Origin of the sequence: Lysobacter sp. yr284 (genome assembly GCF_900107375.1) — a bacterium.
GTDB lineage: Bacteria > Pseudomonadota > Gammaproteobacteria > Xanthomonadales > Xanthomonadaceae > Lysobacter.
Genome location: NZ_FNPT01000005.1, coordinates 262228 through 288897, shown reverse-complemented (window position 1 = coordinate 288897; position 26670 = coordinate 262228). Strand labels below are relative to the sequence as shown.

22 protein-coding genes are annotated in these 26670 nt (G+C 71.7%); 17 read left to right on the top strand and 5 right to left on the bottom strand.

Annotated elements, in window-relative coordinates; all coding sequences use genetic code 11:
• The first annotated feature begins 322 nt into the window (after positions 1 to 322).
• From BLV01_RS11190 to BLV01_RS11180, 3 genes are all read left to right on the top strand, one after another.
• Positions 323 to 2560 carry a TonB-dependent hemoglobin/transferrin/lactoferrin family receptor gene (locus BLV01_RS11190; protein WP_091799174.1) on the top strand — a complete coding sequence of 746 codons (2238 nt, stop codon included), beginning with the start codon at positions 323 to 325 and terminating at the stop codon, positions 2558 to 2560.
• A gap of 3 nt (positions 2561 to 2563) precedes the next feature.
• Entirely contained in the window at positions 2564 to 3127 is a 564-nt protein-coding gene (locus tag BLV01_RS11185; RefSeq protein ID WP_091798922.1) for a hypothetical protein, read from the top strand.
• Between the two features lie 70 nt (positions 3128 to 3197).
• A complete protein-coding gene (locus BLV01_RS11180; RefSeq protein ID WP_091798920.1) occupies positions 3198 to 4154 on the top strand; it encodes a DUF6607 family protein in 957 nt (318 codons plus the stop codon).
• 387 nt (positions 4155 to 4541) lie between these two features.
• On the opposite strand, the gene BLV01_RS11175 is transcribed toward BLV01_RS11180, so the two are convergent.
• From BLV01_RS11175 to BLV01_RS11165, 3 genes are all read right to left on the bottom strand, one after another.
• Positions 4542 to 5834 (bottom strand): PDZ domain-containing protein, encoded by a 1293-nt coding sequence (locus tag BLV01_RS11175; RefSeq protein WP_217633489.1) that lies wholly within the window; start codon positions 5832 to 5834, stop codon positions 4542 to 4544.
• Between the two features lie 133 nt (positions 5835 to 5967).
• Positions 5968 to 6864, bottom strand: coding sequence for a hypothetical protein (locus BLV01_RS11170; protein ID WP_091798913.1), 897 nt, complete (start codon positions 6862 to 6864; stop codon positions 5968 to 5970).
• Positions 6857 to 7462 (bottom strand): RNA polymerase sigma factor, encoded by a 606-nt coding sequence (locus tag BLV01_RS11165; protein WP_091798910.1) that lies wholly within the window; start codon positions 7460 to 7462, stop codon positions 6857 to 6859. The genes BLV01_RS11170 and BLV01_RS11165 overlap by 8 nt, the downstream gene beginning before the upstream one ends.
• 105 nt (positions 7463 to 7567) lie before the next feature.
• Here BLV01_RS11165 and BLV01_RS11160 point away from each other — a divergent pair, with 105 nt between their 5' ends.
• The 9 genes from BLV01_RS11160 (at position 7568) to BLV01_RS11125 (ending at position 16140) form a co-directional block, all read left to right on the top strand.
• Positions 7568 to 8527 (top strand): SPFH domain-containing protein, encoded by a 960-nt coding sequence (locus BLV01_RS11160; protein ID WP_091798907.1) that lies wholly within the window; start codon positions 7568 to 7570, stop codon positions 8525 to 8527.
• Position 8528: 1 nt separating this feature from the next.
• Complete coding sequence (locus tag BLV01_RS11155) at positions 8529 to 8969, top strand: NfeD family protein (RefSeq protein ID WP_091798904.1); 441 nt, start codon at positions 8529 to 8531, stop codon at positions 8967 to 8969.
• A gap of 2 nt (positions 8970 to 8971) precedes the next feature.
• Positions 8972 to 9808 carry a hypothetical protein gene (locus BLV01_RS11150; RefSeq protein ID WP_091798901.1) on the top strand — a complete coding sequence of 279 codons (837 nt, stop codon included), beginning with the start codon at positions 8972 to 8974 and terminating at the stop codon, positions 9806 to 9808.
• A gap of 316 nt (positions 9809 to 10124) precedes the next feature.
• The gene (gene gcvT / locus BLV01_RS11145) at positions 10125 to 11246 is read left to right on the top strand and encodes a glycine cleavage system aminomethyltransferase GcvT (RefSeq protein WP_091798897.1); all 1122 of its coding nucleotides are present in this window, start codon (positions 10125 to 10127) and stop codon (positions 11244 to 11246) included.
• A gap of 198 nt (positions 11247 to 11444) precedes the next feature.
• Positions 11445 to 12083 (top strand): 2-hydroxychromene-2-carboxylate isomerase, encoded by a 639-nt coding sequence (locus tag BLV01_RS11140; RefSeq protein ID WP_091798894.1) that lies wholly within the window; start codon positions 11445 to 11447, stop codon positions 12081 to 12083.
• 136 nt (positions 12084 to 12219) lie between these two features.
• Complete coding sequence (gcvH, locus tag BLV01_RS11135) at positions 12220 to 12615, top strand: glycine cleavage system protein GcvH (protein ID WP_091798891.1); 396 nt, start codon at positions 12220 to 12222, stop codon at positions 12613 to 12615.
• A gap of 1017 nt (positions 12616 to 13632) precedes the next feature.
• Positions 13633 to 14364 (top strand): hypothetical protein, encoded by a 732-nt coding sequence (locus tag BLV01_RS25405; RefSeq protein WP_139178619.1) that lies wholly within the window; start codon positions 13633 to 13635, stop codon positions 14362 to 14364.
• A 189-nt stretch (positions 14365 to 14553) separates the two neighbouring features.
• Positions 14554 to 15321: a hypothetical protein gene (locus BLV01_RS26255; RefSeq protein WP_175485861.1), complete on the top strand. Its 768-nt coding sequence runs from the start codon at positions 14554 to 14556 to the stop codon at positions 15319 to 15321.
• A 288-nt stretch (positions 15322 to 15609) separates the two neighbouring features.
• On the top strand, positions 15610 to 16140 hold the full coding sequence (locus tag BLV01_RS11125; protein ID WP_175485860.1) for an SRPBCC family protein: 531 nt from the start codon (positions 15610 to 15612) through the stop codon (positions 16138 to 16140).
• Between the two features lie 229 nt (positions 16141 to 16369).
• On the opposite strand, the gene BLV01_RS11120 is transcribed toward BLV01_RS11125, so the two are convergent.
• Positions 16370 to 17794 (bottom strand): serine hydrolase domain-containing protein, encoded by a 1425-nt coding sequence (locus tag BLV01_RS11120; protein ID WP_091798882.1) that lies wholly within the window; start codon positions 17792 to 17794, stop codon positions 16370 to 16372.
• A gap of 402 nt (positions 17795 to 18196) precedes the next feature.
• Positions 18197 to 19789, bottom strand: coding sequence for a GMC family oxidoreductase (locus BLV01_RS11115; RefSeq protein ID WP_254782601.1), 1593 nt, complete (start codon positions 19787 to 19789; stop codon positions 18197 to 18199).
• Between the two features lie 448 nt (positions 19790 to 20237).
• Between BLV01_RS11115 and BLV01_RS11110 the strand changes: the two genes are divergently transcribed.
• The 5 genes from BLV01_RS11110 (at position 20238) to BLV01_RS11090 (ending at position 26410) form a co-directional block, all read left to right on the top strand.
• Positions 20238 to 21641 (top strand): NTP/NDP exchange transporter, encoded by a 1404-nt coding sequence (locus BLV01_RS11110; protein ID WP_091798875.1) that lies wholly within the window; start codon positions 20238 to 20240, stop codon positions 21639 to 21641.
• On the top strand, positions 21638 to 22522 hold the full coding sequence (locus BLV01_RS11105) for a metallophosphoesterase (protein WP_175485858.1): 885 nt from the start codon (positions 21638 to 21640) through the stop codon (positions 22520 to 22522). Before BLV01_RS11110 ends, BLV01_RS11105 begins: the two co-directional genes overlap by 4 nt.
• 52 nt (positions 22523 to 22574) lie before the next feature.
• Complete coding sequence (locus tag BLV01_RS11100) at positions 22575 to 23726, top strand: hypothetical protein (protein WP_091798869.1); 1152 nt, start codon at positions 22575 to 22577, stop codon at positions 23724 to 23726.
• Between the two features lie 213 nt (positions 23727 to 23939).
• Positions 23940 to 25286 carry an NTP/NDP exchange transporter gene (locus BLV01_RS11095; protein ID WP_091798866.1) on the top strand — a complete coding sequence of 449 codons (1347 nt, stop codon included), beginning with the start codon at positions 23940 to 23942 and terminating at the stop codon, positions 25284 to 25286.
• A complete protein-coding gene (locus BLV01_RS11090) occupies positions 25283 to 26410 on the top strand; it encodes an NAD-dependent epimerase/dehydratase family protein (RefSeq protein ID WP_091798863.1) in 1128 nt (375 codons plus the stop codon). Before BLV01_RS11095 ends, BLV01_RS11090 begins: the two co-directional genes overlap by 4 nt.
• The last annotated feature ends 260 nt before the right edge of the window (positions 26411 to 26670 follow it).

Genomic DNA, 26670 nt, shown 5'->3' with positions numbered 1-26670 from the left:
TCCAAATTCCCCAAGCCCAGGGCCTAACCGCCCCAAGCCCAACGGAATCCGAACCGCGTTGCCGAGCCCGCCGCACCAGGCCGCCCCACCGCGCAAGCACCACCCGCGCCGCGCCCACCCCGGGCGCGGCGCGGTGCGTCGGCCCGCCCGACCCGCCAGCACCTCTCTCCAAGGCTGCCAGCCCCGACTCTCTCCGGATGCCAGCTCGCCTCGGTCTCACCGTTCCATCCAACCGAGTCGAAGAATGTCCCGCGTCCATACCCCGGCTGCGTCCGCGCGCCCTGTTTGCGTCTCCGTCCTCCCCGCGCGCTCCGCGCTGGCCCTGGCCCTGCTGCTGGCGCTGCCGGCCGCGCAGGCCGCCGACGCGCCCGATGCCGCCAGCGGCGAGGTCAACGAACTCAACCGCGTGGTGGTCAGCGCGACGCGCACCGAGCGCGCCGTGCAGGACGTGCCGGCCACGGTCAGCGCGATCGACCGCGAGCGCATGGACAACGAACTGACCCGCAACATCCGCGACCTGTTCCGCTACGAACCCGGCATCGACGTCGGCGGCAACCGCGAGCGCTTCGGCCTGGGCGACATCCGCATCCGCGGCCTCGGCGGCAACCGCGTACGCGTGCTGGTCGACGGCGTGTCGGTGTCGGACGGCTTCTCGATCGGCAGCTTCTCCAACGCCGGGCGCAACTTCGTCGACCTGGACACGGTCAAGGAAGTCGAGATCGTGCGCGGCCCGTCCAGCGCTTTGCACGGCTCCGACGCGCTCGGCGGCGTGGTCTCGTTCGTGACCAAAGACCCGGCCGATTACTTGAAGGACGGCGCCAAGTCGTACTTCGGTTTGAAGCTCGGCGCCGAAAGCCAGAACGAAGGCCTTTACGGCAGCGCCACCGCGGCCTTCGGCGGCGAGCGCTGGTCGGGCCTGGTCGTGGTCAACCACCACCAGGGCAAGGAAACCGAGAACCAGGGCGACAACGACGCCCACGACGGCAGCCGCACCCGCGCCAACCCGCAGAGCTTCGAAGGCCGCAGCCTGCTGACCAAGCTGGTGTACGCGCCGAGCGACAACCAGCGCTTCCGCCTGACCGTGGAAGGCAGCGAAGACCGCACCACCACCGACGTGTTCAGCGCGCTGGGCCTGAGCGCGCTGACCCCGGGCCTGCCGCCGACCGCGCCGCGCACGCGGGTGTCGTCGATGGCCGGCAACGATCACCAGACCCGCGCGCGGGTGGCCTTCGCCCACGAGATCGACGCGCTCGACAGCCCGCTGGCCGATTCGTTGCGCTGGCAGGTGTACCGCCAGGACAGCGAAACCACCCAGCGCACCCGCGAGCAGCGCGCCAGCGTGGTCAACGGCCGCGACACCAGCCCGAGCCTGCGCCTGCGCGAGTTCAACTTCGACCAGCGCCTCTACGGGGCCGAAGCCACCGCGCACAAGGACTTCGCCACCGGCGCGGTCGAGCACACGCTCACCTACGGCTTCGAGTACGAGCAGACCGAATTCCGCCAGAAGCGCGACGGCCGCTCGGTCAACCTGACCAACGGCGCGGTCAGCAGCACGATCTCGCCCGACGCCTTCCCGGTGCGCGACTTCCCGATCAGCAAGACCCGCAATGCCGGCGTGTTCGTGCAGGACGAGATCCGCTTCGCCGACGGCGCGTTCCGGCTGGTGCCGGCGGTGCGCGTGGACCGCTACGAGCTCAAGCCGCAGAGCGATGCGATTTGGAACGGCGACAACCCCGGGGTCAAGATCAGCGAGCTGAGCAAGACCAGCGTCTCGCCCAAGCTCGGCGCGGTCTGGCATTTCGCCCAGGACTGGTCGCTGTACGGCGGCTACCAGCGCGGTTTCCGCGCGCCGCCCTACAGCGACGTCAACCTCGGCTTCACCAACCTGCAGTTCGGCTACACCGCGATCCCCAACGCCGACCTCAAGCCGGAAACCAGCAACGGCTACGAACTGGGCCTGCGCTACAGCGGCAAGGCGGTCTACGCGCAGCTGTCGGGCTATTACAACGACTACAAGGACTTCATCGAGTCCAACCGCCTGGTCAGCTCGCCGCCGCAGACGCCGCTGATGGTGTTCCAGTCGCAGAACGTGGACAAGGCGCGCATTCGCGGCGTCGAGCTGCGCGGCGGCGTGGACTTCGGCGAGCTGTATCCGTCGCTGGCCGGCTGGTCGACCCGCTTCGCCGCGGCCTACAGCAAGGGCGAGGACAAGACCGACGACCGTCCGCTGGAATCGATCGCGCCGCTGACCGCGACCGTCGGCGTGGCCTACGACCGCGAGAGCTGGGGCGTGGAACTGGCCGGCCGCTTCGCCCGCCACAAGAGCGATCTGCCCGAGGCCAACCGCTTCGCCGCGCCGGGCTACGGCGTGCTCGATCTGCTGGCGCATTGGGAATTCGCCCCGGGCGCCAAGTTCAACGTCGGCGTGTTCAACCTCGGCGACAAGAAGTACTGGGACAGCGGCGACGTCCCGGGCGCGCTGACCGCGTCCAGCGCCATCCTCGACCGCTACACCGCGCCGGGCCGCAACGTCGGCGCCAGCGTGGCGGTGAGCTGGTAAGCCATGCGCGCCGCGCCGGCGTCCGCCTTCGTCTTGCTGCCCGATCGCGGCGACGCGCGCGCCGCGCTGCCCGCGCCGGAGCGGTTGGCGGCGGTGGCGACGGTGCTGTGCGTGCATCCGCGCCGCCAGCGCGACGCCCTCGACGGCTGGCTGGCGGCGCGCAGCGCGCAACGCCTGGGCGACGCCGGCGGCGAAGCGCTGCGTTTCCGCGACGGCGGCGGGCGCGAATGCTGGCGGCTGTACCTGCTGCCGGACAGCGACTTCCTCGCCTGGGACGACGTCGCCGCGGCGCTGCCGGACGCGGCCGGCCCGATCCGTCCGGCCGTCGTCCCGGCGCTGGCGCGCTGGTGGCGGCGCCTGCGCGGCGCGCGCCGCGCGCAGGCGCTGCGGTTGCGGGTGTTGCGCGATGCCGACGGCCACTGCGTGCTGCTCGCCGACCCGGCCGCGCTGTCGCCGCTGGGCCTGGCCCAGGCGCGGCGCATCGCCGCCGGCGAGGGCGCGCGCCTGGACGAATGCGCCGACGCCTGCTGCTGCCTGGCTTCGGCCGCCGACGCGGCGCGGCGCTGAGCGCGCACCGCCGCTGCCATTGCTTGCGTTTCCTTATTTCCCTTACAGCCAAAGAGCCAATCCAGACCTCATGAATCCCCGTCATTTCCGTGCCAGCGCGCTGGCGATCTGCCTGTTCTCCAGCCCGCTGGCGCTGGCCCAATCCAACCCCGCCCCGACCGCCGACCCGGCCCGCGACCGCGCCTCGATCCTGGCGATGCAGGGCGAGTACCTGGTCGATTTCGCCTTCGACGAAACCGTGCTGCTCAAGCCCGGCTACGAGCGCGGGCCGGCCATGCGCAGCGGCGGCAACGAGACCGTGATCGTGGTCGAGGACACGCCGACCAAGCTGGTGCTGCAGCACATCCTGGTCGACGGCAAGAGCGGCCACGTGACCAAGCACTGGCGCCAGGACTGGACGTTCGAAGCGCCGCAGCGCTTCGAATTCAGCGCCGACCAGACCTGGCAGGTGCGCACGATCCCGGCCGGGCTCAACCGCGGCGCCTGGACCCAGTGCGTGTTCGAGGTCAGCGACGCGCCGCGCTACTGCGGCACCGGCCGCTGGGACTACGCCCACGGCAACGCCACCTGGACCAGCGACCCGAGCTGGCGCCCGCTGCCGCGACGCGAGTACACCAAGCGCAGCGACTACAACGCCATCGTCGCGATCAACCGCCACACCCTGACCCCGAACGGCTGGACCCACGAGCAGTTCAACACCAAGGTGCTGCGCAAGCCCGACGGCAGCCAGGAAGAACTAGCGCGCGAGTTCGGCTTCAACGACTACGTCAAAACCAAGGATGTGGACTTCAAGCCGGCCTACACCTATTGGCAGGCGACCCAGGGCTACTGGGCCAAGGTGCGCCAGCGCTGGGAGCGCTATCTGGGCAAGGCCCCGGGCGTGCGGCTGAAGACCAAGGTCGACGGCATGGCGATGATCATTCCGCTGTTCGAGCAGGCCGGCAAGCTGGAAGAGGGCAAGAAGGTCGCCGACAAGGACATCGACGCGGTGTTCGCCAAGTGGGTGGTCGCGGCGCCGGCCGAGTAAGCGGCGCGGGGCGGAAGAACATTCCCGGCCAGCCCCGCGCAGGAGCGCAGGTGCCCGAGCGACGATCGGAACGGGCCGGGCAGGGATGCCCGGCCTTTTCTTTGCTTCGTGTCGTTCGCGGCGCGAACGTGGATTGGCGGGGTGGCCGCTGTCGGCAGCGCGAACGCGCCGTTGGCGGCGCGAAAAAATGGGGCCGGGCGCGCTTGGCGGCCGGCCCCGATTGGGGAAGTGGGGAACGCGGCGCGATCTGAGGCCGCCAGAGCCGAATCGTGCGGCCCGAATCCCGCGGCTTGAACCGCGCGACTCAGTTCTTACGATCCGACCCTCGCGATCCAGGCCGCGCGTCGCGTCTGCGCGATCGGTGCGGCCCGGCCGGATCGACGCGGTTCAATCGACGCGGTAGCCCTGCGCGCTGCGCGCAAGCTGCACCGGCGCGGGCGGCGCCGGCGGTGCCGCCACGATCTTGCCCTTGGGCGGCGGCGGCGGCGGCGGCGGCGGAGGCGGGGGCGGCGGCGGCGGGGGCGGCGGGGGCGGCGGAGCGGGCGCGACCGGCGGCGCAGACGGCGCAGGCGGTGTCGGCGGCGCCGGCGGCGCGGGCGGAGCGGGCGGCGGCGGCGGAGGCGGAGGCGGCGGCACCCAGGCCACCGCCTTGGGCACGGTCAGCTTGAGCTTGGCGTTGCTGCGGTCGCGCAGGTAGCCGATCTCGACCTGGGCGCCCTCGCGCTTGCCGCGCAGCGCGTCCATCGCCTCGCGCGGCGTGTCGACCGCGCGGCCGTCGACGCTCTGGATCACGTCGCCGGCCTCCAGGCCCTTGAGCTCGAGCGGCGCGCTGATCACCAGCACGCCGCGCTGGGCGCCGAAGTAGCGGCCGAGCTTGGGATCGACCGAGGCCAGGTTGAGGCCGTTCCAGCGCATCGCCTCGCTGATCAGCGGCATGTTGCAGGCCGCGCGCTTGCTCTTATCCTTGCCGTCGCAGTCCAGGTCCGGGCCGATGCGGTAGATCTCGGTGCGCACGCCCGGCGCCACCGCGACCCCGGCCTCGCCGGCGCCGGCCCGGCCGTCGCGGTCGATGCGCATGCTGCGCACCTCGGTGTTGAGCACGTACTGGCTGCCGTCGACGTTGCGGAACATCATCACCCGCTCGCCGGCCTGCGGCTCGACCTCGAGCGTGGCTTGCTGCTGGCCGCGCTGGTAGAGGATGCGCACGGACTTGCCGAGCTTGAGCGCGCCCAGCAGTTCGCGCGCGTTGCCCAGCCGCGCGTCGCCGTCGGCGCCGGCGATCTTGCGGCCGTCCACCGCGAGCAGGCGGTCGCCGCTGTGCAGGCCGGCGCGCGCCGCCGCGCTGCCGGGAGTGACGGCGAGGATCGACACGCCGCTGCGCGCGTCCGGCGCGAGGATCACACCGAGCTGCGGCCGGCGTTGGTTGTCGCTGATCAACACCGGGCCGAACGGCATCGGCCGCGGCATGGCGTCGCGCGAATGGGCGCCGCCGCGCGGCGGCTCGGGCGTCAGTTGCGCCAGCAGCTGCGGCGGCGCGCCGTCGCCGCTGTAGCGGTAGACATAACTATAGGTGTCGGTCCGCACCGGGGCGGCGGCGGCCGGCGCAGCGACGGCGGGCGCCGCGAGCGCGCCGGCGACCGCAGCGGCCAGCACAGCGGGGAGCAGGAAATGGGACGACATGACGGCCTCCGGGCGGATGGGCATGAATGGAATGCGGCGGGCGTTGCGGTTCGGGGACGCGATAGCGGACGTCGGGCCGCAGCCGGGCATCGCGCGATCGGGCAGGGTGGATGCGGGCATCGGCATCGGGCGCTCAGTCCACGCGCACCAGCGCGCCGTCGTAGCGCTCGCCGCCGCGCGCGGCGAACCAGCGCTGGGTGCTTTCCACCCCGGCCAGCGCGCGCAGCGAGTCGACCCGTTCGCGCCACAGCGCCACGCGCGAGGGCGCCGGCAGGGCGCCGTCGATCAGCGCGGTGTCGATCAGGCGCAGGCGCTGGTCGAGGTCGGCGCTCATGACCGCGGCGGCGGCGCTGGCGACGCGTTCGTCGCGCGCGGCGGCCACCAGCGCTTCGAGCTGGGCCGACTCGGCCTGCAGTTCGCGCAGCTGCGTGGCCAGGCGGGCGTCGTCGGAGGCGCGGGCGGCATCGTGCGAGGCCGCCGATGCGGTCGCGCCGGACGGGGCCGCGGCGGCCGCGCGCGGTTGCGGTGCGTTCGCGGTCGTGGCCAGGCGCCGTTCGCGGGTCGCGGCGTCGGCCGGTCGGGTCGTATCAGCCGCTGCAGGGGCCGGCGTCGGACGCGGTTCGAGGGCGCCGTCGCGGCTGCGTTGTGCGGGTGGCGTCGCGGCGATGCGTTGGCTTGCGCCGTCGGCGTGCGCCGGTGCGGCGGCGGGGTCGGTCGCATCGCGCTGCGGCGCTGCGGCCGGCGACGCCTGTTGCGCCAGCGGCGCGGACGCGGGGCCTTGCGCCGGCCGCTGCGTGCGCAGGCCCAGCCACAGGCCCAGCGGCAGCGCCGCGGCCAGCATCGCCGCCAGCGCCCAGCGCTGGCGCGCTCGGCGCGCGCGGGCGGCAACGGACGCGGCCGGCACTGCAGCGACGGGCGGTTCGCCCAGGCGTTCGGCCAGGCGCGCCCAGCCGCCGGCGGGCGGCGTTTCGGCGGGCAGCGCGGCGAACGCGCCGGCCCAGTCGGACGGGGTGGGGGACTGCTCAGGCATGGGCCTGCTCCGGTTCCAGCAACTGGCGCAGGCGGCGGCTGCCGCGCGCGAGCTGCGACTTGGAAAAACTGATCGAGCGCTGCATCAGCGTGGCGATCTCCTCATGGGTGTAGCCCTCGGCGTGGTACAGCCACAGCACGCTGCGGGTGGCCTCGGGCAGTTGCGCCAGCGCGCGCCCGAGCGCGGCGGCGTCGGCCGCGGCCGGCGGCGGCGGGGCGCGGTCGTCGGCCAGGTGTTCGTCCTCGCTGTCGGCGTGCTCGTGGCGGCGCCGGCTGCGCAGGCGCATCAGCGCCTCGTTGACCGCGATCTGGCGCAGCCAGCCCCAGAACGGCGTGCCGCTGCCGTCGCGGTGGCCGCGGAAGTCGCCGATCCGCGTGAGCACCTTGAGCATGGTCTCCTGCAGGACTTCGGTGGCTTCGTCGCGATCGCCGGCGATGCGCACCGCCAGGGTGAACACCGGCCGTTCGAACCAGCGGTAGATCTGTTCGAACGCGGCGCCGTCGCCGGCGCGGGCGCGCGCCAGCAACGTCTCCGGGACGTCGATGGCGAAGCTCGACACGGGCCGGTCGGGCGCGGGCGCGGGCGGCGGCAGGGGCATGGGTTCGGGTGGCATTCCCAGGCAAGGATGCAGCGGGGGCGTGAAGGGTCGCAGCCGGCGCCAAGGCCTATACTGCGCCTATCTATAAGGACGAAGGGGGACGACATGGGCGCTGCCGGTTCGATTCTGGCGCTGGTCTTGGTATTCGCCGGCGTGGTGTTGTTGTTCAAGACCGTGCGCATGGTCCCGCAGGGCTACCAGTGGACGGTCGAGCGCTTCGGCCGCTACACCCACACCATGGACCCCGGCCTGCATTTCCTGATCCCGGTGATCTACGACGTCGGCCGCAAGATCAACATGATGGAGCAGGTGCTGGAAGTCCCCAGCCAGGACGTGATCACCAAGGACAACGCGGTGGTCAAGGTCGACGGGATCGTGTTCTTCCAGGTGCAGGACGCCGCGAAGGCGGCGTACGAAGTCGCCCAGCTGGAAGTGGCGATCCTCAACCTGGTGATGACCAACATCCGCACCGCGATCGGTTCGATGGACCTGGACGAATCGCTGTCCAAGCGCGACGAGATCAACACCAAGGTGCTCAACGCGGTCGACGCGGCCACCCATCCGTGGGGGTTGAAGGTCAACCGGATCGAGCTCAAGGACATCCAGCCGCCGCGCGACCTGGTCGACTCGATGGCCCGGCAGATGAAGGCCGAACGCGAGAAGCGCGCCAACATCCTGGAGGCCGAGGGCCACCGGCAGTCGGAGATCCTGCGCGCCGAGGGCGACAAGCAGGCCGCGATCCTGGAAGCCGAGGGCAAGCGCGAGGCCGCGTACCGCGAAGCCGAGGCGCGCGAGCGCCTGGCCGAAGCCGAGGCCAAGGCGACCCAGCTGGTGTCCGACGCGATCGCCGCCGGCAACGTGCAGGCGATCAACTACTTCGTCGCGCAGAAGTACATCGAAGCGTTCAAGGCGCTGGCGCAGGCGCCGAACCAGAAGTTCGTGATGATGCCGATGGATTCCTCCGGCGTGATCGGTTCCATCGCCGGCATCGCCGAACTGGCCAAGGACGCGATGGCCCAGCAGCAGGGCGGCGCGAATGCGCGCCCGCCGCGCAGCGGAGGCTGACATGAGCTGGAACTGGCCGACCGTCGCCTGGGCCGCCATCGCGCTGCTGCTGTTCGCGGCCGAGGCGATGGCGCCGGGGGCGTTCATGCTCTGGCTCGGCCTGGCCGCGGCGGCGGTGTTCGTGCTGGTGCTGGCCTTGCCCGAGCTGACCCTGCTGGTGCAGGTCGCCGCGTTCGTGGTGCTCAGCTTCGCCTCGGTGCAGGTCTACCGCAGCTGGTTCCGCAAGCGCGAACCGGCCAGCGACCAGCCGCTGCTCAACCGTCGCGCCGAGCAGTTGATCGGCCGGGTGGTGCCGCTGGAGCGCGGCATCGTCGCCGGGCGCGGGCGGGTGCAGATCGCCGACGCGTTCTGGGACGTGAGCGGCCCGGACCTGCCGGCCGGCGCGCTGGTGCGCGTGGTCGCCGCCGAGGCCATGGTGCTGCACGTGGAAGCGGCGGGCTGAGCGTGGCCGCGCGCTGCGCCAGGCCGTGGTCGCGCGCAGCGGCGCGCCGACGCGCGTCGGCGGCGCTGGGCGCGTGCGCGCTGGGACTGTGCCTGGCCGCGCAGGCCGGGCCGACCGTGCCGACGCCGGCCAAGCCGGCGCAAAGCAAACCGGCGGACCGCAAGCCGATGCAGGACAAGACCGTCCAGGGCGCGACGAGCCAGGCCCGATCGACTCAAAGCGGATCGGCGCCGAACGCGCCTGTCCAGAACGCGCCGGCCCGCGGCGTGCCGATGCAGAACCCGCCGCCGCAGGGCGGATCGAAGCAGAACGCGCCGGCGTCGGCCGGCCCGGTGCCGAGCGGCCCGATCCTGAGCCGGCCGCCGGCGGTGCGCGACGACAAGCTGGCGACGCGCGACTGGATCGGCCGGGTGGTGCCGCCGTATCCGGACGGCTACCGCTCCAACACCGGCGGCTGCGTCGGCAGCGGCCGCAGCGCCGAGCAAATCTGCGCGCGCAGCATCGGCACCATCGACGACAACGAAGACCGCTCGCAACTGCTGTACGCCGCCGAACTGATCGGCCGCGCCGGCAACGAAGCGCGCTGGAAGATCACCGACGTGGTCGCTTATCCGCGGCTGCAACGCGGCGAGCGCGTGTCGATCTCGACCTGTTTGTTCGACGGCGCCGGCGATCCGGGCGTCATCGCCGTCGTCGATACCCTGGTGGAGAACGCCGCCGCGCGCGAAACCTTCGACGCGGTGCGCTGGGCGGTGCGGCTGGACCGCAGCAAGGGCCGCTTCGTCGAGATCAAGGCGGCCGAGGTGCAGTGCTACAACGAAGGCGCCGAGGGCGAGTGAGCGGCGCTTCGTGCGATCGGGCCGCGTGCGGCGCGGCGCGCTGATCGCAAGGCGTCGGGCCTGAAGGCCCTCCCACAACAGCCGTCCTTTCTTGATGCGAAAGGCCTGCTCTGTTGTGGGAGAGCCTTCAGGCCCGACGCTTTTCTTCCGGCAATGCGGGACGTTCATCGCGACCCAAGCCCGACGCGCCGGAGTCGAACTGCCTGCGCAAGCCGCCACCATTCGCCGCAGTACCGAAATCCGGCAAGCCCGCACGGCGCGCGCTTCTGGGATAATCCCGCGTTCCCACCCCCACCCAGCAGAGCAGGCCGCGCCCATGAGTCAGAAGACCATTCTCAACGACGCCCATCGCGCACTCGGCGCCAAGATGGTCGATTTCGGCGGTTGGGACATGCCGATCAGCTACGGCTCGCAGATCGAGGAGCACCATCAGGTGCGCCGCGACGCCGGCATGTTCGACGTCAGCCACATGACCGTGGTCGACCTGCGCGGCGCGCGCGTGCGCGAGTTCCTGCGCCGCCTGGTCGCCAACTCGGTCGACAAGCTGCAAAAGAGCGGCAAGGCGTTGTACACCTGCATGCTCAACGAGGACGGCGGGGTCATCGACGACCTGATCGTCTACTTCCACGAGGAAGACTATTTCCGCCTGGTGGTCAATGCCGCCACCCGCGACAAGGACCTGGCGTGGATCGGCCAGCAGGCCGGCGCGTTCGGCGTCAGCGTGACCGAGCGCCCGGAGCTGTCGATGATCGCGGTGCAGGGCCCGAACGCGCGCGAGAAACTGATCGGCCTGCTGCGCGAGGACGACCGCGCGCGCATCGGCAAGCTCGGCAAGTTCGTCGCCGGCCAGGCGCAGACCGCCGACGGCATCGAACTGTTCGTCGCCCGCACCGGCTACACCGGCGAAGACGGTTTCGAAGTGATCGTGCCGGAAGACCGCGCGGTGGCGTTGTGGGACGCGCTGCTCGCCGCCGGCGTCAAGCCGGCCGGCCTGGGCGCGCGCGACACCCTGCGCCTGGAAGCGGGCATGAACCTCTACGGCCAGGACATGGACGACACGGTCTCGCCGTACGAGGCCGCGCTGGCCTGGACCGTCGCGCTCGACGAAGGCCGCGACTTCATCGGCCGCGGCAAGCTCGAAGCGCACAAGGCCGGCGGCGCGCCGCGGCAGATGATCGGCCTGGTGATGGACGAGAAGGGCGTGCTGCGCCACGGCCAGAAGGTGCTGACCGCGCACGGCGACGGCGAGATCCTCTCCGGCACGTTCTCGCCGACCCTGGGCAAGTCGATCGCGTTCGCGCGCGTGCCGGCCGGCGAGATCGCGCTCGGCGCGGCCGGCAACGTGCGCGTGGACATCCGCGGCAAGGAAGTGCCGGTGCGCGTGGTCAAGTTCCCGTTCGTGCGCGACGGCCAGGCCCAGGACGGCGTGCTCGGCTGATCCGCGTTCGCGCGACCGGGTTCGCGCGGTTCGCATGCGTGCAATCGCGAACCGCCCGATCCCGATCCGCGCGACCGGGCCCGCCCGATCCTGGGCGGGCATCGTTGGCGAGCGACCCGGCGCACCGCCGGGCCGCGCCGCCGCCCTCCCGGTCCGGCCCCCGCGCCGCACCAGGCATCGACATGAACGGAGCCGTGCATGAGCGTCGCCGTCGACTACTACTTCAGCCTGATCTCGCCCTACGCCTACCTCGGCCACGCGCCGCTGCTGGCGCTGGCGCGCGAGACCGGCGCGCACCTGCGCTACAAGCCGGTGCGCATCTTCGAACTGTTCTCCGCCAACGGCGGCCTGCCGCTGGGCCAGCGCGCGCCGGCGCGGCAGCGCTATCGCGTGGTCGAGCTGCAGCGCGCGCGCGCCGAGCGCGACGTGCCGCTGAACCTGGCGCCGAAGCACTTCCCGGTCGACCCGGGCCTGGCCGACCGCTGCGCGATCGCGCTGGCGCGGGCCGGGCGCGATCCGGCGCAGTACATGGACACGGTGTTCCGCGCGATCTGGGCGCACGACGAGGACATCGCCGACCGCGCGGTGCTGGCGCGCGCGTTGCGCGACGCCGGTCACGATGCCGATGCGATCCTCGCCGCGGCCGACACCGGCGCGGTGGCCGCGGCCTACCAGGACAACACCGCCGCGGCGATCGCCTGCGACCTGCCGGGCCTGCCGGGCTACGTCTTGAACGGCGAGCCGTTCTGGGGCCAGGATCGCGTCGACGCGCTGCGCGCAGCGCTGGCCAGCGGTCGCGCGCCGTTCCTGGCCGGTGCCGGCGCGGCGCCGCGTTGAACCGCGGCGCCGGCCGCGGCGGCGCCTGAACTGCGCCGACGCCGCCGATCGTCGTCACCCCCTCCCATGACGCGCCAGCATCGTTAAACTACGCGCCATCATCCGCGGCTCCCCGCAACGTCCGAGGCCCCCTGCCATGAGTGAAATTCCCGGCGATCTGAAGTTCATGAAGTCCCACGAGTGGGCCCGCGTCGAAGGCGACGGCAAAGTCACCGTCGGCATCTCCGACCATGCCCAGGGCCTGCTCGGCGACCTGGTCTACGTCGAGCTGCCCAACGTCGGCGACCGCGTCGAAGCCGGCAACGCCTCGGCGGTGGTCGAATCGGTCAAGGCCGCCTCGGACGTGTACGCGCCGGTTTCCGGCACCGTCACCGCGGTCAACACCGAGCTGGCCGACAAGCCGGAGACCATCAACGAGGACGCGTACGGCGAAGGCTGGATCTACACCGTCGCCATCGACGAGCCGGACCAGCTCAACGAGCTGCTGTCGCCGGACGACTACGCCGAGCTGCTGGAAGACGACGACCACTGAGCCGTCCGCCGCGGCCGACCATCGGCCACGGCCCCACGGGGAGCGCAGGACCGGACCGCGACGCGGCACCGGGACTGGCTCCCCGTTTCGTTATCGGCTGCGCGCTGCGAGCGCGCAGCCCGGCGCGCAGGCGTCACCGCACGGGCGTCGCGGACCGGGCCGACAGCGCCGGAGCCGACAGCGCGCGGCAGGGCCTTCAGGCGCGGAGCCTTTCCTCTGCAGCGGAACCTTCCGCGCGACCTGAGCCGGAAGCGTCGGGGCTGAAGCCCCTCCCACAAACACCGGCGATCCCGCCATGGCGGCAAGGTCCCTCGCCGCGGCATTCCTGTGGGAGGACCTTCAGGCCCGACGCTTTTCTTTCCGCCGCAGTCGAACCTTCCGCGCGACCTGAGCCGAAAGCGTCGGGGCTGAAGCCCCTCCCACAACCACCGGCGATCCCGCCATGGCGGCAAGGTCCCTCGCCGTGGCTTTCCTGTGGGAGGACCTTCAGGCCCGATGCTTTTCTTTCCGTCGCGGCCGGACGCTCCTCGCGACCGCGCCGAAGCCATCGCGACTCGAACCTTCCCACCACGGCGGCGCCCGCTGGCGGAAGAAGCGTCGGCCGCGACACGCTTGGGTCCGCTGCATCGTCGTGCCGACGACTGCCGAAAGCTCACCGTGCATGCCGCCGAGCGACACTCGAATGCGAATACGAAGTGGCATTCACGGCTGCGCCGTTGACGCCGGGATAACGCAATCGCGCGCGTCGCGCCGTCGTCGCAGCTGGCCGCGTGCGGGTCGGCGGCGGCGCCGCGATGGCGGCGCGGACCGCAGGCGCGCACGGCGCGTGCGCGTCGCCGGGCGATGCCGGCGACGCCCGCCGCCGCGGCGCTGCCGCCGCGCCGATAAGCCAGGACCGCATCGGCGTCGCCGCGTTCGCCGCGCGCGCGAATCGTTTTCGCGCGGGAAAAACCGCGCGGTCGCGCTCGCGATCGCTTGCCGGCGCGGTCGCCGCGGCCGTCGCGCGCCGCGGTCGCGATGCAGGCCGCCGGCTGCTTCGGCACCGGCGCCGAGGCGCGTTCGCTTGCGCGCGCCGTCGCCGCCGGCATCGCCGACGCGCGCCGCCGGACACGACGACGCTTCGTCGGCCAGGCAGCGCGCGCTCCACTTTCGCGTAGCGTTTCGCGCGCGCCGCGGCGCCGCCGCCAATGCGCTTGCGGCGGCGTCGCCGCTGCGTCCGCGCGCGACCGGCGCGGTCGCCGCACGCTGCGCTCGCGCCGGCGAACCGCGACCGCCGCTCGTCGACGTCGGCGCGCCGCGGCCGCCGTCGCCCGCGCGCATCGTGCAGTTCGCGCCGACGCGTTCGCACGCGCCGTCGCCGACGCGGCGGTCGTCGCCGCCGACCTTCCCGACGCCGGTCGCGGGGAAAAAAAGTTCGCGCACTTTCGCGCATTCGGGCTTGTGCGACGCGAAATCGGCGGCGTCGGCGGAAGGGAATTTTTCTTTCCGGTACAGGTCGCCGCGAACGCTTCGCGTGCGTCGGCGAACGCATGCGCGCATCGCGCGATGCGCGAAAAGAAAAAACGCGACTGCGCCGAAACCCGCGCCACGCTTGGGTTTCAGCGTGGTCGTCGAAATTCTTTCGCGCAGCGTTCGCTGCGCGCGTGCGTTGTTGCGCGATGCGCGCGCGCGCGCCGGCCGAGCCGGGCCGGTCGGGCCGGCGAAGAAAAAATCGCCGGGGTTGTTGACAGTTGCAAAAAGCGTGATTAGGTTTCGCCCAGCAGACGTTTACTGCCATGAGAGTGAGAACAGCCAGCGCGACAACACGCAGCACAAATCGAACCTCCGCCCGGACAGTCAAAACGGTGGACGCAGGATTCGCTTCCTCTGCAGAAATGTTGGCCCCGCTCTCTTCGCCGATGACATCCAAAGTCCCGATGACATCGCAGGCGTCTTGCAATGCACCCGGTACGCGTTCGGCGGCCCGGGTTTTTGTTTGGCCGCGCGGTTGCGCGGCCGCTTCCGCCCCGGCTCGCCACCTGGGCGGGCCAGCCATCGGTCCTGCCGCCGCCACGGCCGGACGCGATCCCCGATCCGTTCCGACGCGCCTCGCGCGCCGGCGGTTGCACGCGGGTCCGACTCCCGCGGCTCTGCCACCACAGAGTCTTTATAACTGGGCTTACCGCTACAACCCTGATCATCCCTGATCGACCACTGACGAGGAGCCATCCCATGGCCGTTAAGAAAGCCGCTAAGAAGTCCGCCGCCAAGAAAGCGACGAAGAAGGTCGCCAAGAAGGCCGGCGCTAAGAAGGTCGCCAAGAAGGCCACCAAGAAGACCGCCAAGAAGGCCGTGAAGAAGGCCGCCAAGAAGGCCGTCCGCAAGACCGCCAAGAAGGCCGTCAAGAAGACCGCCAAGAAGGCCGTGAAGAAGACCGCCAAGAAGGCGGCGAAGAAGGCCACCAAGAAGACCGCCAAGAAGGCCGTGAAGAAGGCCGCCAAGAAGGCCGTCCGCAAGACCGCCAAGAAGGCCGTCAAGAAGACCGCCAAGAAGGCCGTGAAGAAGACCGCCAAGAAGGCGGCGAAGAAGGCCACCAAGAAGACCGCGAAGAAGGCTGTCAAGAAGACCGCCAAGAAGGCTGCGAAGAAGGCCCCGAAGAAGGCCGCCAAGCGCGCCCGCAAGCCGAAGGCCGCCGCCATGCCGGCGACCCCGGCGCCGCTGATCTGAATCAGCGCCCCGATTAAGCTGTAACCCGACTCTCTCCCCGCAGCCCAGGCGGGGGGAGAGTTTTTTCTTTCAGGGGACGCGGATCGTCGCGTCGCCTGGCCGGCGCGCCTGCACGGCGCTCGGCCCGCGGAGCCGCGACAGGTCGGCGCCCGCACGCGGCCGCGATCAGGGCCGCCTCCCGCCGCCGCCGCGGCGCGTCCGCCTTCCGTCGGCGAACCCATATCCTCACCTCGCTGCCCGCGCCGGGGCGCTAGCATCGGCGCAACGCCACCGGTAGGGGACCGCGTCGTGAAAGCACTGCTCAAGGGGCTGCTCTATCTGGTCCTGTTGCTGGCGCTGGTCTGCGCCGGCGGCGGGCTGCTGTTGCCGTCGACCACCCACGTCGAGCGCTCGATCGCGATCGAGCGGCCGCCGGCGCAGGTCTACGCCATGCTCGACTCGTTCAAGCGCTTCAACGAGTGGTCGCCGTGGTACGCGATGGAGCCGGACGCGAAGTACCGCTACTCCGGGCCGGCGTCCGGCGTCGGCGCGGCCATGGCCTGGGACGGCGAGACGGTCGGGCGCGGCAGCCAGCGCATCGAGGCGTCGACGCCGCAGAAGATCGCCGTGGCGCTGGAGTTCGACGGCAGCCGGGCGACCGCCAGCTACACGCTCGCGGCCGAAGGCGACGGCACCCGGGTGACCTGGGCGCTGGACAGCGACCACGGCTACAACCCGATCGCGCGCTGGTTCGGATTGCTGATGGAGAAGATGGTCGGCAAGGACTACGAGCAGGGGCTGGCCCGGCTCAAGCAGGTGCTGGAGAACGATCCGCGCTGAGGGCAGGGGCCAGGTTCTTGTGGGAGGACTGCAGTCCCGAGGCTTTTTTCGGGTCGCGGCGATCGCAGCGGAAAGCGTCGGGACTGAAGTCCCTCCCACAGCAGCATCGGGCGTCCCTCCCGCAACGGCGCAGGAGTCGCTCCTGCGACAGCGCGAGCGAGGGGTGCGACAGTCGCAAACGAAAAGGCCCGCCGAAGCGGGCCTTTTCATGTCCTGCCGCAGCGGGCGCTCAGCGCGGCGCCGCGGTCGACTTCTGCGCGTTGCTGCCGTTGACCTCGCGGGTCGGGCCGATGCCCTCGGACGCGTACAGGCCCGGGTCGTCGAAGCCGTCGACGTCGAGCCAGCGCTGCACCGGCATGCCGATGGCGCGGTCGAGCATGGTCGGCAGCAGGCCGGTCGGCAGGCCGCTCTCGCTGTTCCACAGCACCGCGATGCCGAGGTCGCGCTCGGGGATCATCGCGACCATGCCGCGGTAGCCCTGGACCGCGCCGGCATGGAACACCACGCGGTGGCCGGCGTAGTCGAACACCCGCCAGCCCAGCGCGTAGCCGGCCGAACCGATGCGCTGGCGGCGCCAGCTGGAGCCGCGGATCTCGCTGGGCGTATCGACCAGCGGCTGGTGCAGGGTCGCCAGCAGCGGCAGCGGCAGCACGTCGGGGCGGTGGCCGGTCTGGGCGATCAGCCACTGCGCCATGTCGCTGGCGCTGGCGTTGACGCCGGCGGCGGGCGGCAGTTGGTAGTAGGTCGGCTTCGGCGTCACCGAGGCCCAGCCGCCGCGCGCGCGCACGTGCGGCTTGGCCCAGCGCGCGCTGGCGGTGATGCCTTCCAGGCCGAGGCTGGCGTCGTTCATGCCCAGCGGCTTGAACAGGCGGCGCTGCACTTCCTGGCTGTAGAAATCGCCGGTGGCGGCGAACACCACGTCGCCGATCAGGCTGAAGGCGATGTTCTGGTAGCCGTAGCAGGTGCCCGGCTGGCAGGTCATCGGCGCGTAGGCGAGCTTCTGGGTGAGCACGCGGTAGTCGGCGTAGTTCTCCAGGTCGCGGTCGTAGGTGTTGTGGCCGAGGCCGACGCGATGGCTGAGCACGTCGGCGACGGTGACGTTGTGCGCGGCGTTGGCGTCGACCATCTGGAAGCCGGGCATGTAGTCGACGACCTTGCTGTCCCAGCGCAGGGTGCCGTCGTTGACCAGCAGGCCGGTGAGCGTGCCGGCGAAGCTCTTGGACAGCGAGGCCAGGCGGAACACGGTGTGGGCGTCGATCGCCTCGGCGTTGCGCACGTCGGTGATGCCGTAGCCGCGCGCGCTGAGGATCTGGCCGTTGTGGACGATGGCCATGGCCATGCCCGGAATGCGCTGGTCGGCGACCATCGCCTGGGCCATGGCTTCGAACTGCTGCACGTCGAAGCCGGCGGCCAGCGGCTGCACGCGCACGTTGGCGTTGGCCGGCGCGCCGATGCCCAGGCCCTGCGGCGCGGTGCCGTCGACGCCCTGGCCGCGCGCGACCGCATCGGTGGACACCGGCGTGGGCAGGGACGGATTGGCGGGCTGCCAGCGCAACGAGGTCTGCGCGGTCGAGCCGAGGGTCAGGGTCAGCAGGCCGGCGAGGGCGCCCAGGCGCCACGGGTTGAGTGAGCGTCGGGAAAGATCGCGTTTCATCGCTCAGCGCCTGCAAAGACCGGGGTGTCCCGATTCTAGCTCCGATCTCAGGGAGTTGGGCAACAACCGCATTCAGGTTGATGTTTTTTCAGGGATTAATTGTTTTTCTGCAAAGCGCGGCCCGGTCTGGGCACGTGGCTTTTCGGTGGTGGGGAAGTGCGAGGCTGGGCCGCGACGAAGCAGGGCGGGCGCGAGGCTGTTGTGGGAGGGGCTTCAGCCCCGACGCCGTTCGGTCGGATCGCGGCGGTCTGGCACAAGAGCGTCGCGGCTCAAGCCCCTCCCACAACCGCGCCAGCGCCGGCAGCCTCGGTCCGATTCCCGATTCCCGATTCCCGATTCCCGAATCCCGAATCCCGAATCCCGAATCCCGAATCCCGAATCCCGAATCAACCCCGTTGCGAATCAACCCCGCCCGCGAATCAGGTCCGCCGCGCGCTCCGCGATCATCATCGTCGGCGCGTTGGTGTTGCCGCCGATCAGGGTCGGCATCACCGACGCGTCGATCACCCGCAGCCCTTCGACGCCGCGCACGCGCAGTTGCGGGTCGACCACCGAGGCGTCGTCGCGGCCCATGCGGCAGGTGCCGACCGGGTGGTAGATGCTCTCGGCCTTGGCCCGCACGAAGGCTTCCAGGCCGGCGTCGTCGAGGTCGTCGCGGGCGGGGAAGATCGGCGCGCCGCGGTAGCCGTCGAAGGCCTTCTGCCGCAGCAGGTCGCGCGAGAGCCTGGCGCATTCGATCGTCATCTTCAGATCGAAGCCCTCGGCGTCGCCGAGGTAGTTCGGATGCAGGCGCGGCTTGTCGCCGGCGCTGGCGCTGGCCAGTTCCAGATGGCCGCGGCTGCGCGGGCGCAGGAAGCAGGCGTGCACGGTGTAGCCGTCGCCGGCCAGGCGGTGGCGGCCGTGGTCGTCGAGCATCGCCGGGACGAAGTGGAACTGGATGTCGGCGCGCTCGTCGCTGGCGTGGCGCGAGCGCACGAAACCGCCGGCTTCGGCCATGTTGCTGCTGCCGATGCCGCTGTGCCCGCGCAGGAAGTAGTCGAAGATCACCTTGAGTTCGCTGGCGCGGTCGTAGGTGATGCGCTGGGTGGCGTGGTGCAGGGTGCAGATGTCGAGATGGTCCTGCAGGTTGTGCCCCACTTGCGCGGCGTCGGCCAGCACCTCGATGCCGTGCTTGCGCAGCTGCGCGGCCGGGCCGATGCCCGAGAGCATCAGCAGCTGCGGCGAGTTGATCGCGCCGCCGCACAGCAGCACCTCGCGGGTCGCGCGCTGGTGCAGCGCGCTGCCGCCGTGGCGGTAGACCACGCCGGTGGCGCGGCCGTGTTCGAAGGTGATGCGGTTGACCAGCGCGCCGGTGACCACCTGCAGGTTGCGGCGCTCGCGCGCCGGGTCCAGGTACGCCACCGCGCTGGAGCAGCGCGCGCCGTTCTTCTGGGTCACCTGGTAGAAGCCGAAGCCTTGTTGCTGCGGGCCGTTGAAGTCGCGGTTGCGGGCGTAGCCGGCCTGCTCGGCGGCATCGACGAAGACCGACGACAGCGGGTTGGTGTGGCGCAGGTCCGACACGTACAGCGGGCCGAGGCTGCCGTGCAGGGCGTCGTCGCCGCGGCTGTTGCGCTCGCTGCGCTTGAAGTAGGGCAGGGCGTCGTTCCAGCTCCAGCCGTCGGCGCCGAGCGCGGCCCACTCGTCGTAGTCGCCGGGCACGCCGCGGATGTAGCACATGGCGTTGATCGAACTGGAGCCGCCGAGCACCTTGCCGCGCGGCCACCACAGGGTGCGGCCGTCGAGCTGGGGCTCCGGCGCGGTGTCGTAGTCCCAGTTCACGCCCTTCTGGTTGACCAGCTTGGCGATGCCGCCGGGCATGTGGATGAAGGGGTGGTAGTCGCGCGGGCCGGCTTCGATCAACAGCACCCGGGTGTCGGGGTCTTCGCTGAGGCGGTTGGCGAGGACGCAGCCGGCCGAGCCGGCGCCGATGATGATGTAGTCGAACTCGGTGGGCACTGGCGGTTCCCGCTGCGGCGCCGCGTGGCGTGCGGCGCTCATCGGGCGACCGTAAGCGCCGGGGCTAGAGTAAATGCTCCCAACATTGCGGGCCCGGCGCGGTGGAGCGGGCGCGGGTCGCGTATCCGCGCGTGGGCGCGGTGGGAGTTGCGGCCGCGATACCGCGCAGGCGGCGCGACCGGCGCCCCCGCGGTCGCGGCTTGCGCCGCTGCTACAGGTAGATACGCGGCTTGCGCCGCGAAACCGCGGGCGCCGCCCAGGCGCCACGCGCGGTGGTAGCGGCGGCCGAGGCCTTTGGGCTACCGTGCCGGCAATCGCGCCGCCGCACGGCGGCGCGGGGCGGCGGCGGCCGCGGCGGGCCCGGGGACGAAGCGTCCAGGGCGCGCGGCCGACCACGATCTGCAGGACCGGCGGCGCGCCGTCGCCGGTCCACTCATGGAGCGACGCGATGTCGGCAGTGCAAGGCGCCACCCTGTCCGGCGGACGGGTCCACACCGGGGAATGGCGCGCGGTGGCCTTGTCGCTGGCCTATTTCTTCTGCGTGCTGACCGCCTACTACGTGATCCGGCCGGTGCGCGACCAGCTCAGCGCCGCGGTCGGCTCGACCCAGCTGCCGTGGTTCTACGCCGCCTCGTTCCTGGCCACGCTGGCGCTGACGCCGCTGTTCTCGGCGCTGGTCTCGCGCTACCCGCGGCGGCTGGTGGTGCCGCTGGTGTACGGCTTCTTCATCGCCTGCCTGTTCGGTTTCGTGCCGTTGTTCGGCGACGGCGGCCCGCTCAGCGCGCATACGCTGGGGGTGGTGTTCTTCGTCTGGATCAGCGTGTTCAACCTGTTCGTGGTGTCGGTGTTCTGGAGCTTCATGACCGACATCTGGAGCGAAGGACAGGCGCGGCGGCTGTTCCCGATCATCGCCATCGGCGGCACGGTCGGCTCGCTGGTCGGGCCGGCGCTTACGCGCGAGCTGGTCGGCACGATCGGGGTCGCGCCGCTGCTGCTGGTCTCCGCCGGCCTGCTCGCGTTGGCGCTGGTGCTGGTGCTGGCGCTGGGGCAGTGGTCGCGCGTGCACGGCACCCGCCGCTTCGAGGGCCTGCACGAGGCGGCGATCGGCGGCGGCATGTTCGACGGGCTCAAGCAGATCTTCGCCAATCCCTTCGTGCGTTCGATGGCGATCCTGATGCTGCTGGGCGACTGGATCGGCACGGTCAACTACGGGCTGGTGGTGGACTACTCCAAGGCCACCTTCACCGACGCGGTCTCGCGCACCCGCTTCGCCGCCGACCTGGACCTGATGACCAACATCGTCGCGCTCAGCACCCAGGTGCTGATCACGCCGTGGCTGCTGTCGCGGCGCGGCGCGGCGGCGGTGATCGGGGTGTGGTCGGTGGCGACGGTGGCGGTGCTGAGCCTGGCGGCGTGGGTCGGCAACGCCTACGCGCCGCTGACCGAACTGTTCCCCGGCTACGGCGCGCTGGTGGCGATGCTGCCGCCGGGCGCGGCCGGGCTGGTCGGCCCGCTGCCGGCGGTGGCGGTGGCGCTGGTGGTCAGCCGCGGCCTGTCCTACGGCATGGTCGGGCCGGCGCGCGAGAGCCTGTTCGCCAGCGCCGCGCGCACCCTGCGCTACAAGGGCAAGAACGCGGTCGACACCGCGGTGTGGCGGTTCGGCGACGTGATGGTCGCCAGCACCATGGTCGCCCTGCGCGGCGCCGGCGCCGGCGTGGCCGGGTTGGCCGGGATCAGCGCGGCGGTCGCGGTCGGCGCCGGCGTGGTCGGCTGGAACCTGGCGCGCTGGGTCCAGCGCGGCGGCGCGGACGAGGCGGCGAAGGACGCGACGGCGAAGGACGCGCGCGGGTGACCCCGCGCGGCTGGCGGCCGTGGCCGCGCAACCCGTGGCTGCAGCGCCTGTTCGTCGGCGCGACGCTGGTCGCGCTGGGTTGCCTGGCCTGGGGCTTCTTCTGGGAACCGCGGCAGCTGGTGGAGCGCGACTACGCCTTCGCCCTGCCGCACTGGTCGCGCGAGTGCGAAGGCCTGCGCCTGGACGTGGTCGCCGACCTGCACACCGGCTCGCCGCACAACGGCCTGGACAAGCTCGACGAGATCGTCGCCCGGCTGGTCGCCAGCGACGCGCCGGCGGTGCTGATGGCCGGCGACTACGTGATCCTCAGCGTGCTCGGCGGCAGCTACATCTCCGCCGACCGACTGGCCCCGCACCTCAAGCCGCTGACCGCGCGCAAGCCGGTGTACGCGGTGCTCGGCAACCACGACTGGTGGAAGGACGGCGGCAAGGTCCGCGCCGCGCTGGAATCGGCCGGGGTGATCGTGCTGGAAGACCAGGCGCGCAAAGTGGCGCTGGGGCGCTGCACGCTGTGGATCGTCGGCATCGGCGACAAGTGGGAGACCCGCCACGACATCGCCGGCGCCTTCGCCGGCGTGAGCGACGACGCCCCGGCGATCGCCCTGACCCACAACCCCGACCTGTTCCCCGAAATCCCGCCGCGCGCCTCGCTGACGATCGCCGGCCACACTCACGGCGGCCAGGTGCAACTGCCGTGGTTCGGCACCCCGGTGGTGCCGGCGCAACTGCGCTACGCCGGCGGCTACCTCGTCGAAGACGGCAAGTCGCTGTTCGTCTCCACCGGCATCGGCACCAGCATCCTGCCGGTGCGGTTCGGGGTGCCGCCGGAGATTTCGCGGTTGACCTTGCGCGCGGCGGCGCGCGCGCCGGCGCCGCGCTGAGCGTTTGCGCTAAGGTGGCCGCGCCGCCCGGGCGGACGAGGAGCGCGAGCCGATGGACCGCAATGCGATGGGGTGCGCCTTCGCGCTGACGCTGGCCGGCCTGTGGCCGTGGCGGCCGGCGCAGGCCGATACTTTTTTGCCGCCGCGCGTGGAGACTTACCTGTCCGGCAATGGCCGCTACCGGCTGACGGTGACGCCGTCGGCGGACGTTTCCCTGCCGGCCCGCGAGGACGTTGCGCCCGCGAACGCAGCGCAAGCGCGGGTGGAACGCCGACAAGGCACGGGCTGGGCGCAGGTGTGGCGCGGGCCGCTACGCAATCCGGTGGCGCCGTCGTGGAGCGTGGTGTCGGACAGCGGCCAGGTGGCGACCTTCGACGATTACGCCGCAGCAGGCCATGGCCCGCGCGTGGTCGTGCTGTACGGCGCAACCGGCCGCAGCGTGCGCGCACTGAGCCTGGCGCAGTTGCTGCCGGCCGACTACATCCGCGCCTTGCCGCGTTCGGTCAGCTCGATCGGCTGGGGCCGCGCGCACGCGTTCTCCGCGGACGGGCGCACTCTGCGGCTGCGGGTGAGCATTCCCAACAACAACGGGCGCGACCTGAGTCCCGCCGGCTACGTCGAACTGGCCCTGGACGCCGCGACCGGACAACGCGCGCCCGGCTACGCGGCCGCGTTGCAGCGCGCGTATGTCCGGGCCGCGCCGGCCATCGCCCGGGAACAACTGCGCTGGGAGGCGGCGAAGGCGTTCCAGCGCGCGCCGCTGCTGGCGCCGGACACCGGCGATTACCGCGCCTGGAACCATTACCTCACCGAAGCCTACCGGCGCCTGGACCCCGGCGGACGCGGGACCGCGCCGAAACTGATGCGGGTGCAACTGCAGGCCGGCCGCGCCGACCTGCCCGAGCAGCGGCGGATCGTCGACGCCCTGTCGAACCCGGGCAAGGATCCGCGCGCCTTGGTGTTCGCCACGACCTTCGCCGAGCCGCCCGAGCAGGCCGGGCTGATCGTGTCCCTGGCCAAGGCCGCGCAGGACGCGCCGGCGGGCTGCCAGGCCGGCCGGCGCGTGTACGTGCTCGTCGACGACAACGGCGCCGCCGCGGCGGCCGCGGCGCTGGCGCGCACCGGCGCGACCTTGGTGCGGATCGATCCGTCCCGGCCGATCGCCCAGCGCGCCGACGTGCTGCGGGCGCTGGAGCGCGATTGAGCGACGCGTCCGCGGCCTATGCCGAAGGTCGGGATGACCATCCGCAGACGCCGCCGCCGTTCGCCCAGCGCTAGCTTGTCTGCGGGAAACGGGAGTGGCGGCCATGCGCGAGCCTTGCGGGCGGTGCGGATGCGGTCGTGCGTGCGCGCCGGACGGCGCGCGGCGCGGCGGGGATGAACCCTGGGCGACGCTTGGCCGGCGCGGAGCGCGCGCATGAGCGGCCTGCGTCGCGCCTTGTCGCAGACGCCGCCGCTGTGGTGGTCGCTGCTCTACTTCTTCTGCCTGCTGTGCGGCTACTACGTGCTGCGCCCGGTGCGCGACGCGATGGGCGCCTCGGCCGACGCCGCCACCGTGTTCCCGCACGCCTGGATCGAGTTCGCGCGCGGCCACGGCTGGGAGCTCAAGGACTTCGTGCTGCAGGTGCTGTTCACCTGCACCTTCGTGGCGATGCTGGCGCTGCAGCCGGTGTACGGCGCGCTGGTCGCGCGCTTCCCGCGGCGCGCGCTGCTGCCGCTGGTGTACGGCGTGTTCATCGTCTGCCTGTTCGGCTTCCACTGGGCCTTCCACGCCGGCGTGCCGGGGCGCGGCATGGTGTTCTTCGTCTGGACCGCGATCTTCAACCTGTTCGCGGTGACGGTGTTCTGGAGCTACATGGCCGACGTGTTCGACGACCGCCAGGCGCGGCGCCTGTACGGCTACATCGGCGCCGGCGGCACCGCCGGCGCGGTGCTCGGGCCGATGCTGACGCAGTGGCTGGTGCAGCCGCTGGGCGTGGCCAACCTGCTGCTGGTCTCGGCCGGGTTCCTGTCGGTGTGCGTGCTGTGCGTGGTGCGCCTGCGGCCGTGGGCGGTGGCGCGCGAGCGCGCGCACGGGCTGGCCAGCGGCGAGGGCGCGATGGGCGGTTCGGTCTGGGCCGGCCTGAAGCTGGTGTGGCAGCGGCCGGCGCTGCGGGCGATGGCGATCACCCTGTTTTTCAGCGTCGGCGCGGCCACGCTGCTGTACAACCAGCAGTCGGCGATCGCGCGCGAGTTCTACCCCAGCGCCGAAGCCGCCACGCGCTATTTCGCCCGCATCGACAGCGCGGTGAACCTGCTGGCGATCCTGACCCAACTGTTGCTCACGCGCTGGCTGCTCGACCGCCACGGCGTCGCCCCGGCGCTGCTGATGCCGGGGTTGATCCTGATGCTCGGCTTCGCCGCGCTGATGGCCTCGCCGCTGCCGATGATGGTGGCGGTGGTGCAGGTCGCGCAGCGCGCCAGCGAATTCGCCCTGTCCAAGCCGGCGCGCGAGACGCTGTACACGCGCATGGACCGGCCGTCGCGCTACAAAGGCAAGGCGGTGATCGACACCGCGGTGTTCCGCGGCACCGACCTGGCCTTCGTCTGGGTGCACAAGGCGGTCGCCTTGCTCGGCACCCAAGCCGTGTTCGCCGCCGGCGCGCTCGCCGCCGCCGGCATGACCGCCGGCGCCTGGAGCATCGTGCGCGCGCAACGCGGCCTGACGGGCGCGGCCGACCCCGTTTCCTCCGTTACCGAACCCAACCCACGAGGTGCCGCATGACCATCGATCGCCGCGAATTCCTCGCCGCCGGCGCGGCTGCCGCGAGCCTGCTCGCGTTGCCCGCCGGCGCGCTCGCCGCCGCCAAGCCGCAACCGCTGAAACTGCTGGTGCTCGGCGGCACCGGCTTCCTCGGCCCGCATTTCGTCGAAGCCGCGCGCAAGCGCGGGCACACCCTGACCCTGTTCAATCGCGGCAAGACCAACCCGGACAAGTTCTCCGGCGAGGACTATCGCGACATCGAACAACTGCACGGCGACCGCAAGACCGATCTTTCGGCGCTGGAAGGCGAGCGCACGTGGGATGCGGTGCTGGATACCTCGGCCTATATTCCCGCCGACGTGACCCGCTCGGCGAAGTCGCTCGCGCCGAAGGTCAAGCAGTATCTGTTGGTCTCGACCATCTCGGTCTACGCCAAGAACGACGCGCCGTCCGACGAGACCTCGGCGCTGGCGGTGCTGTCCGATCCCAACGTCACCGAAGTCACCGGCGAGACCTACGGCGGCCTCAAGGCCTTGTGCGAGAAGGCGGCCGAGGCCGAACTGCCGGGCCGCACGACGGTGGTGCGGCCGGGCCTGATCGTTGGGCCGGGCGACAACAGCGACCGCTTCACCTACTGGCCGGCGCGCGCCGACCGCGGCGGCGAGATCCTCGCGCCCGGCAGCGCCGAGGACCCGACCCAGTTCATCGACGTGCGCGACCTCGCCGCGTTCCTGCTGGCGTGCATCGAGCGCGGCCACGTCGGCATCTACAACGCCGACGCCGAGCCGGGCGCGCTGACCATGGGCGCGCTGCTGCGCGAATCACAGAAGGCCGCGGGCAAGAAGTCGACCCTGACCTGGGCGCCGGCGGATTTCCTCGAAGCGCAGAAAGTGGCGCCGTGGAGCGACATGCCGGTGTGGATTCCCGCCCGCGGCGAGTACGCCGGCTTCGGCCGCACCTCGGTGAACAAGGCGCGCGCGGCGGGCCTGGGCTACCGGCCGCTGCGCGACACCGTGCGCGACACCCTGGCGTGGTGGCGCAAGCTGCCGCAAGAGCGCCGGGCCAAACCCAAGGCCGGGTTGTCGGCGCAGCGCGAGGCCGAGGTGCTGGCGGCGTGGCATGCGCAGGAGAAGCAGGGCGGTTGAGCTGGGGCGGGTTGCGTCCTCGCGTCGGTGCGGACGGGGCGGTGATGCTTGCCGTCGTTGCGGAAGGGCGCGATCCAACGGCATCGCCCGCTTCCACACGCCACAAAACAACGACGAAAGCCGCCGCGGTACGCCCCCTGTAGGAGCGACGCACGTCGCGACCGCAAAAACGCAGCCATCGCGCAGGTCGCGTCGTAGTCGCGTTGCCGCGGTCGCGACTTGCGTCGCTCCTACCGTCGCAACGGGGCGAGGGGCCGCTG

Excerpts from the sequence above, each read along its gene's own strand:
- BLV01_RS11185 (WP_091798922.1), top strand. The coding sequence starts at position 2,564 with ATGCGCGCCGCGCCGGCGTCCGCCTTCGTCTTGCTGCCCGATCGCGGC.
- BLV01_RS11180 (WP_091798920.1), top strand. The coding sequence starts at position 3,198 with ATGAATCCCCGTCATTTCCGTGCCAGCGCGCTGGCGATCTGCCTGTTC.
- BLV01_RS11175 (WP_217633489.1), bottom strand. The coding sequence starts at position 5,834 with ATGTCGTCCCATTTCCTGCTCCCCGCTGTGCTGGCCGCTGCGGTCGCC.
- BLV01_RS11170 (WP_091798913.1), bottom strand. The coding sequence starts at position 6,864 with ATGCCTGAGCAGTCCCCCACCCCGTCCGACTGGGCCGGCGCGTTCGCC.
- BLV01_RS11165 (WP_091798910.1), bottom strand. The coding sequence starts at position 7,462 with ATGCCCCTGCCGCCGCCCGCGCCCGCGCCCGACCGGCCCGTGTCGAGC.
- BLV01_RS11160 (WP_091798907.1), top strand. The coding sequence starts at position 7,568 with ATGGGCGCTGCCGGTTCGATTCTGGCGCTGGTCTTGGTATTCGCCGGC.
- BLV01_RS11155 (WP_091798904.1), top strand. The coding sequence starts at position 8,529 with ATGAGCTGGAACTGGCCGACCGTCGCCTGGGCCGCCATCGCGCTGCTG.
- gcvT (WP_091798897.1), top strand. The coding sequence starts at position 10,125 with ATGAGTCAGAAGACCATTCTCAACGACGCCCATCGCGCACTCGGCGCC.
- BLV01_RS11140 (WP_091798894.1), top strand. The coding sequence starts at position 11,445 with ATGAGCGTCGCCGTCGACTACTACTTCAGCCTGATCTCGCCCTACGCC.
- gcvH (WP_091798891.1), top strand. The coding sequence starts at position 12,220 with ATGAGTGAAATTCCCGGCGATCTGAAGTTCATGAAGTCCCACGAGTGG.
- BLV01_RS25405 (WP_139178619.1), top strand. The coding sequence starts at position 13,633 with ATGCAGGCCGCCGGCTGCTTCGGCACCGGCGCCGAGGCGCGTTCGCTT.
- BLV01_RS26255 (WP_175485861.1), top strand. The coding sequence starts at position 14,554 with ATGCACCCGGTACGCGTTCGGCGGCCCGGGTTTTTGTTTGGCCGCGCG.
- BLV01_RS11120 (WP_091798882.1), bottom strand. The coding sequence starts at position 17,794 with ATGAAACGCGATCTTTCCCGACGCTCACTCAACCCGTGGCGCCTGGGC.
- BLV01_RS11110 (WP_091798875.1), top strand. The coding sequence starts at position 20,238 with ATGTCGGCAGTGCAAGGCGCCACCCTGTCCGGCGGACGGGTCCACACC.
- BLV01_RS11100 (WP_091798869.1), top strand. The coding sequence starts at position 22,575 with ATGGACCGCAATGCGATGGGGTGCGCCTTCGCGCTGACGCTGGCCGGC.
- BLV01_RS11095 (WP_091798866.1), top strand. The coding sequence starts at position 23,940 with ATGAGCGGCCTGCGTCGCGCCTTGTCGCAGACGCCGCCGCTGTGGTGG.
- BLV01_RS11090 (WP_091798863.1), top strand. The coding sequence starts at position 25,283 with ATGACCATCGATCGCCGCGAATTCCTCGCCGCCGGCGCGGCTGCCGCG.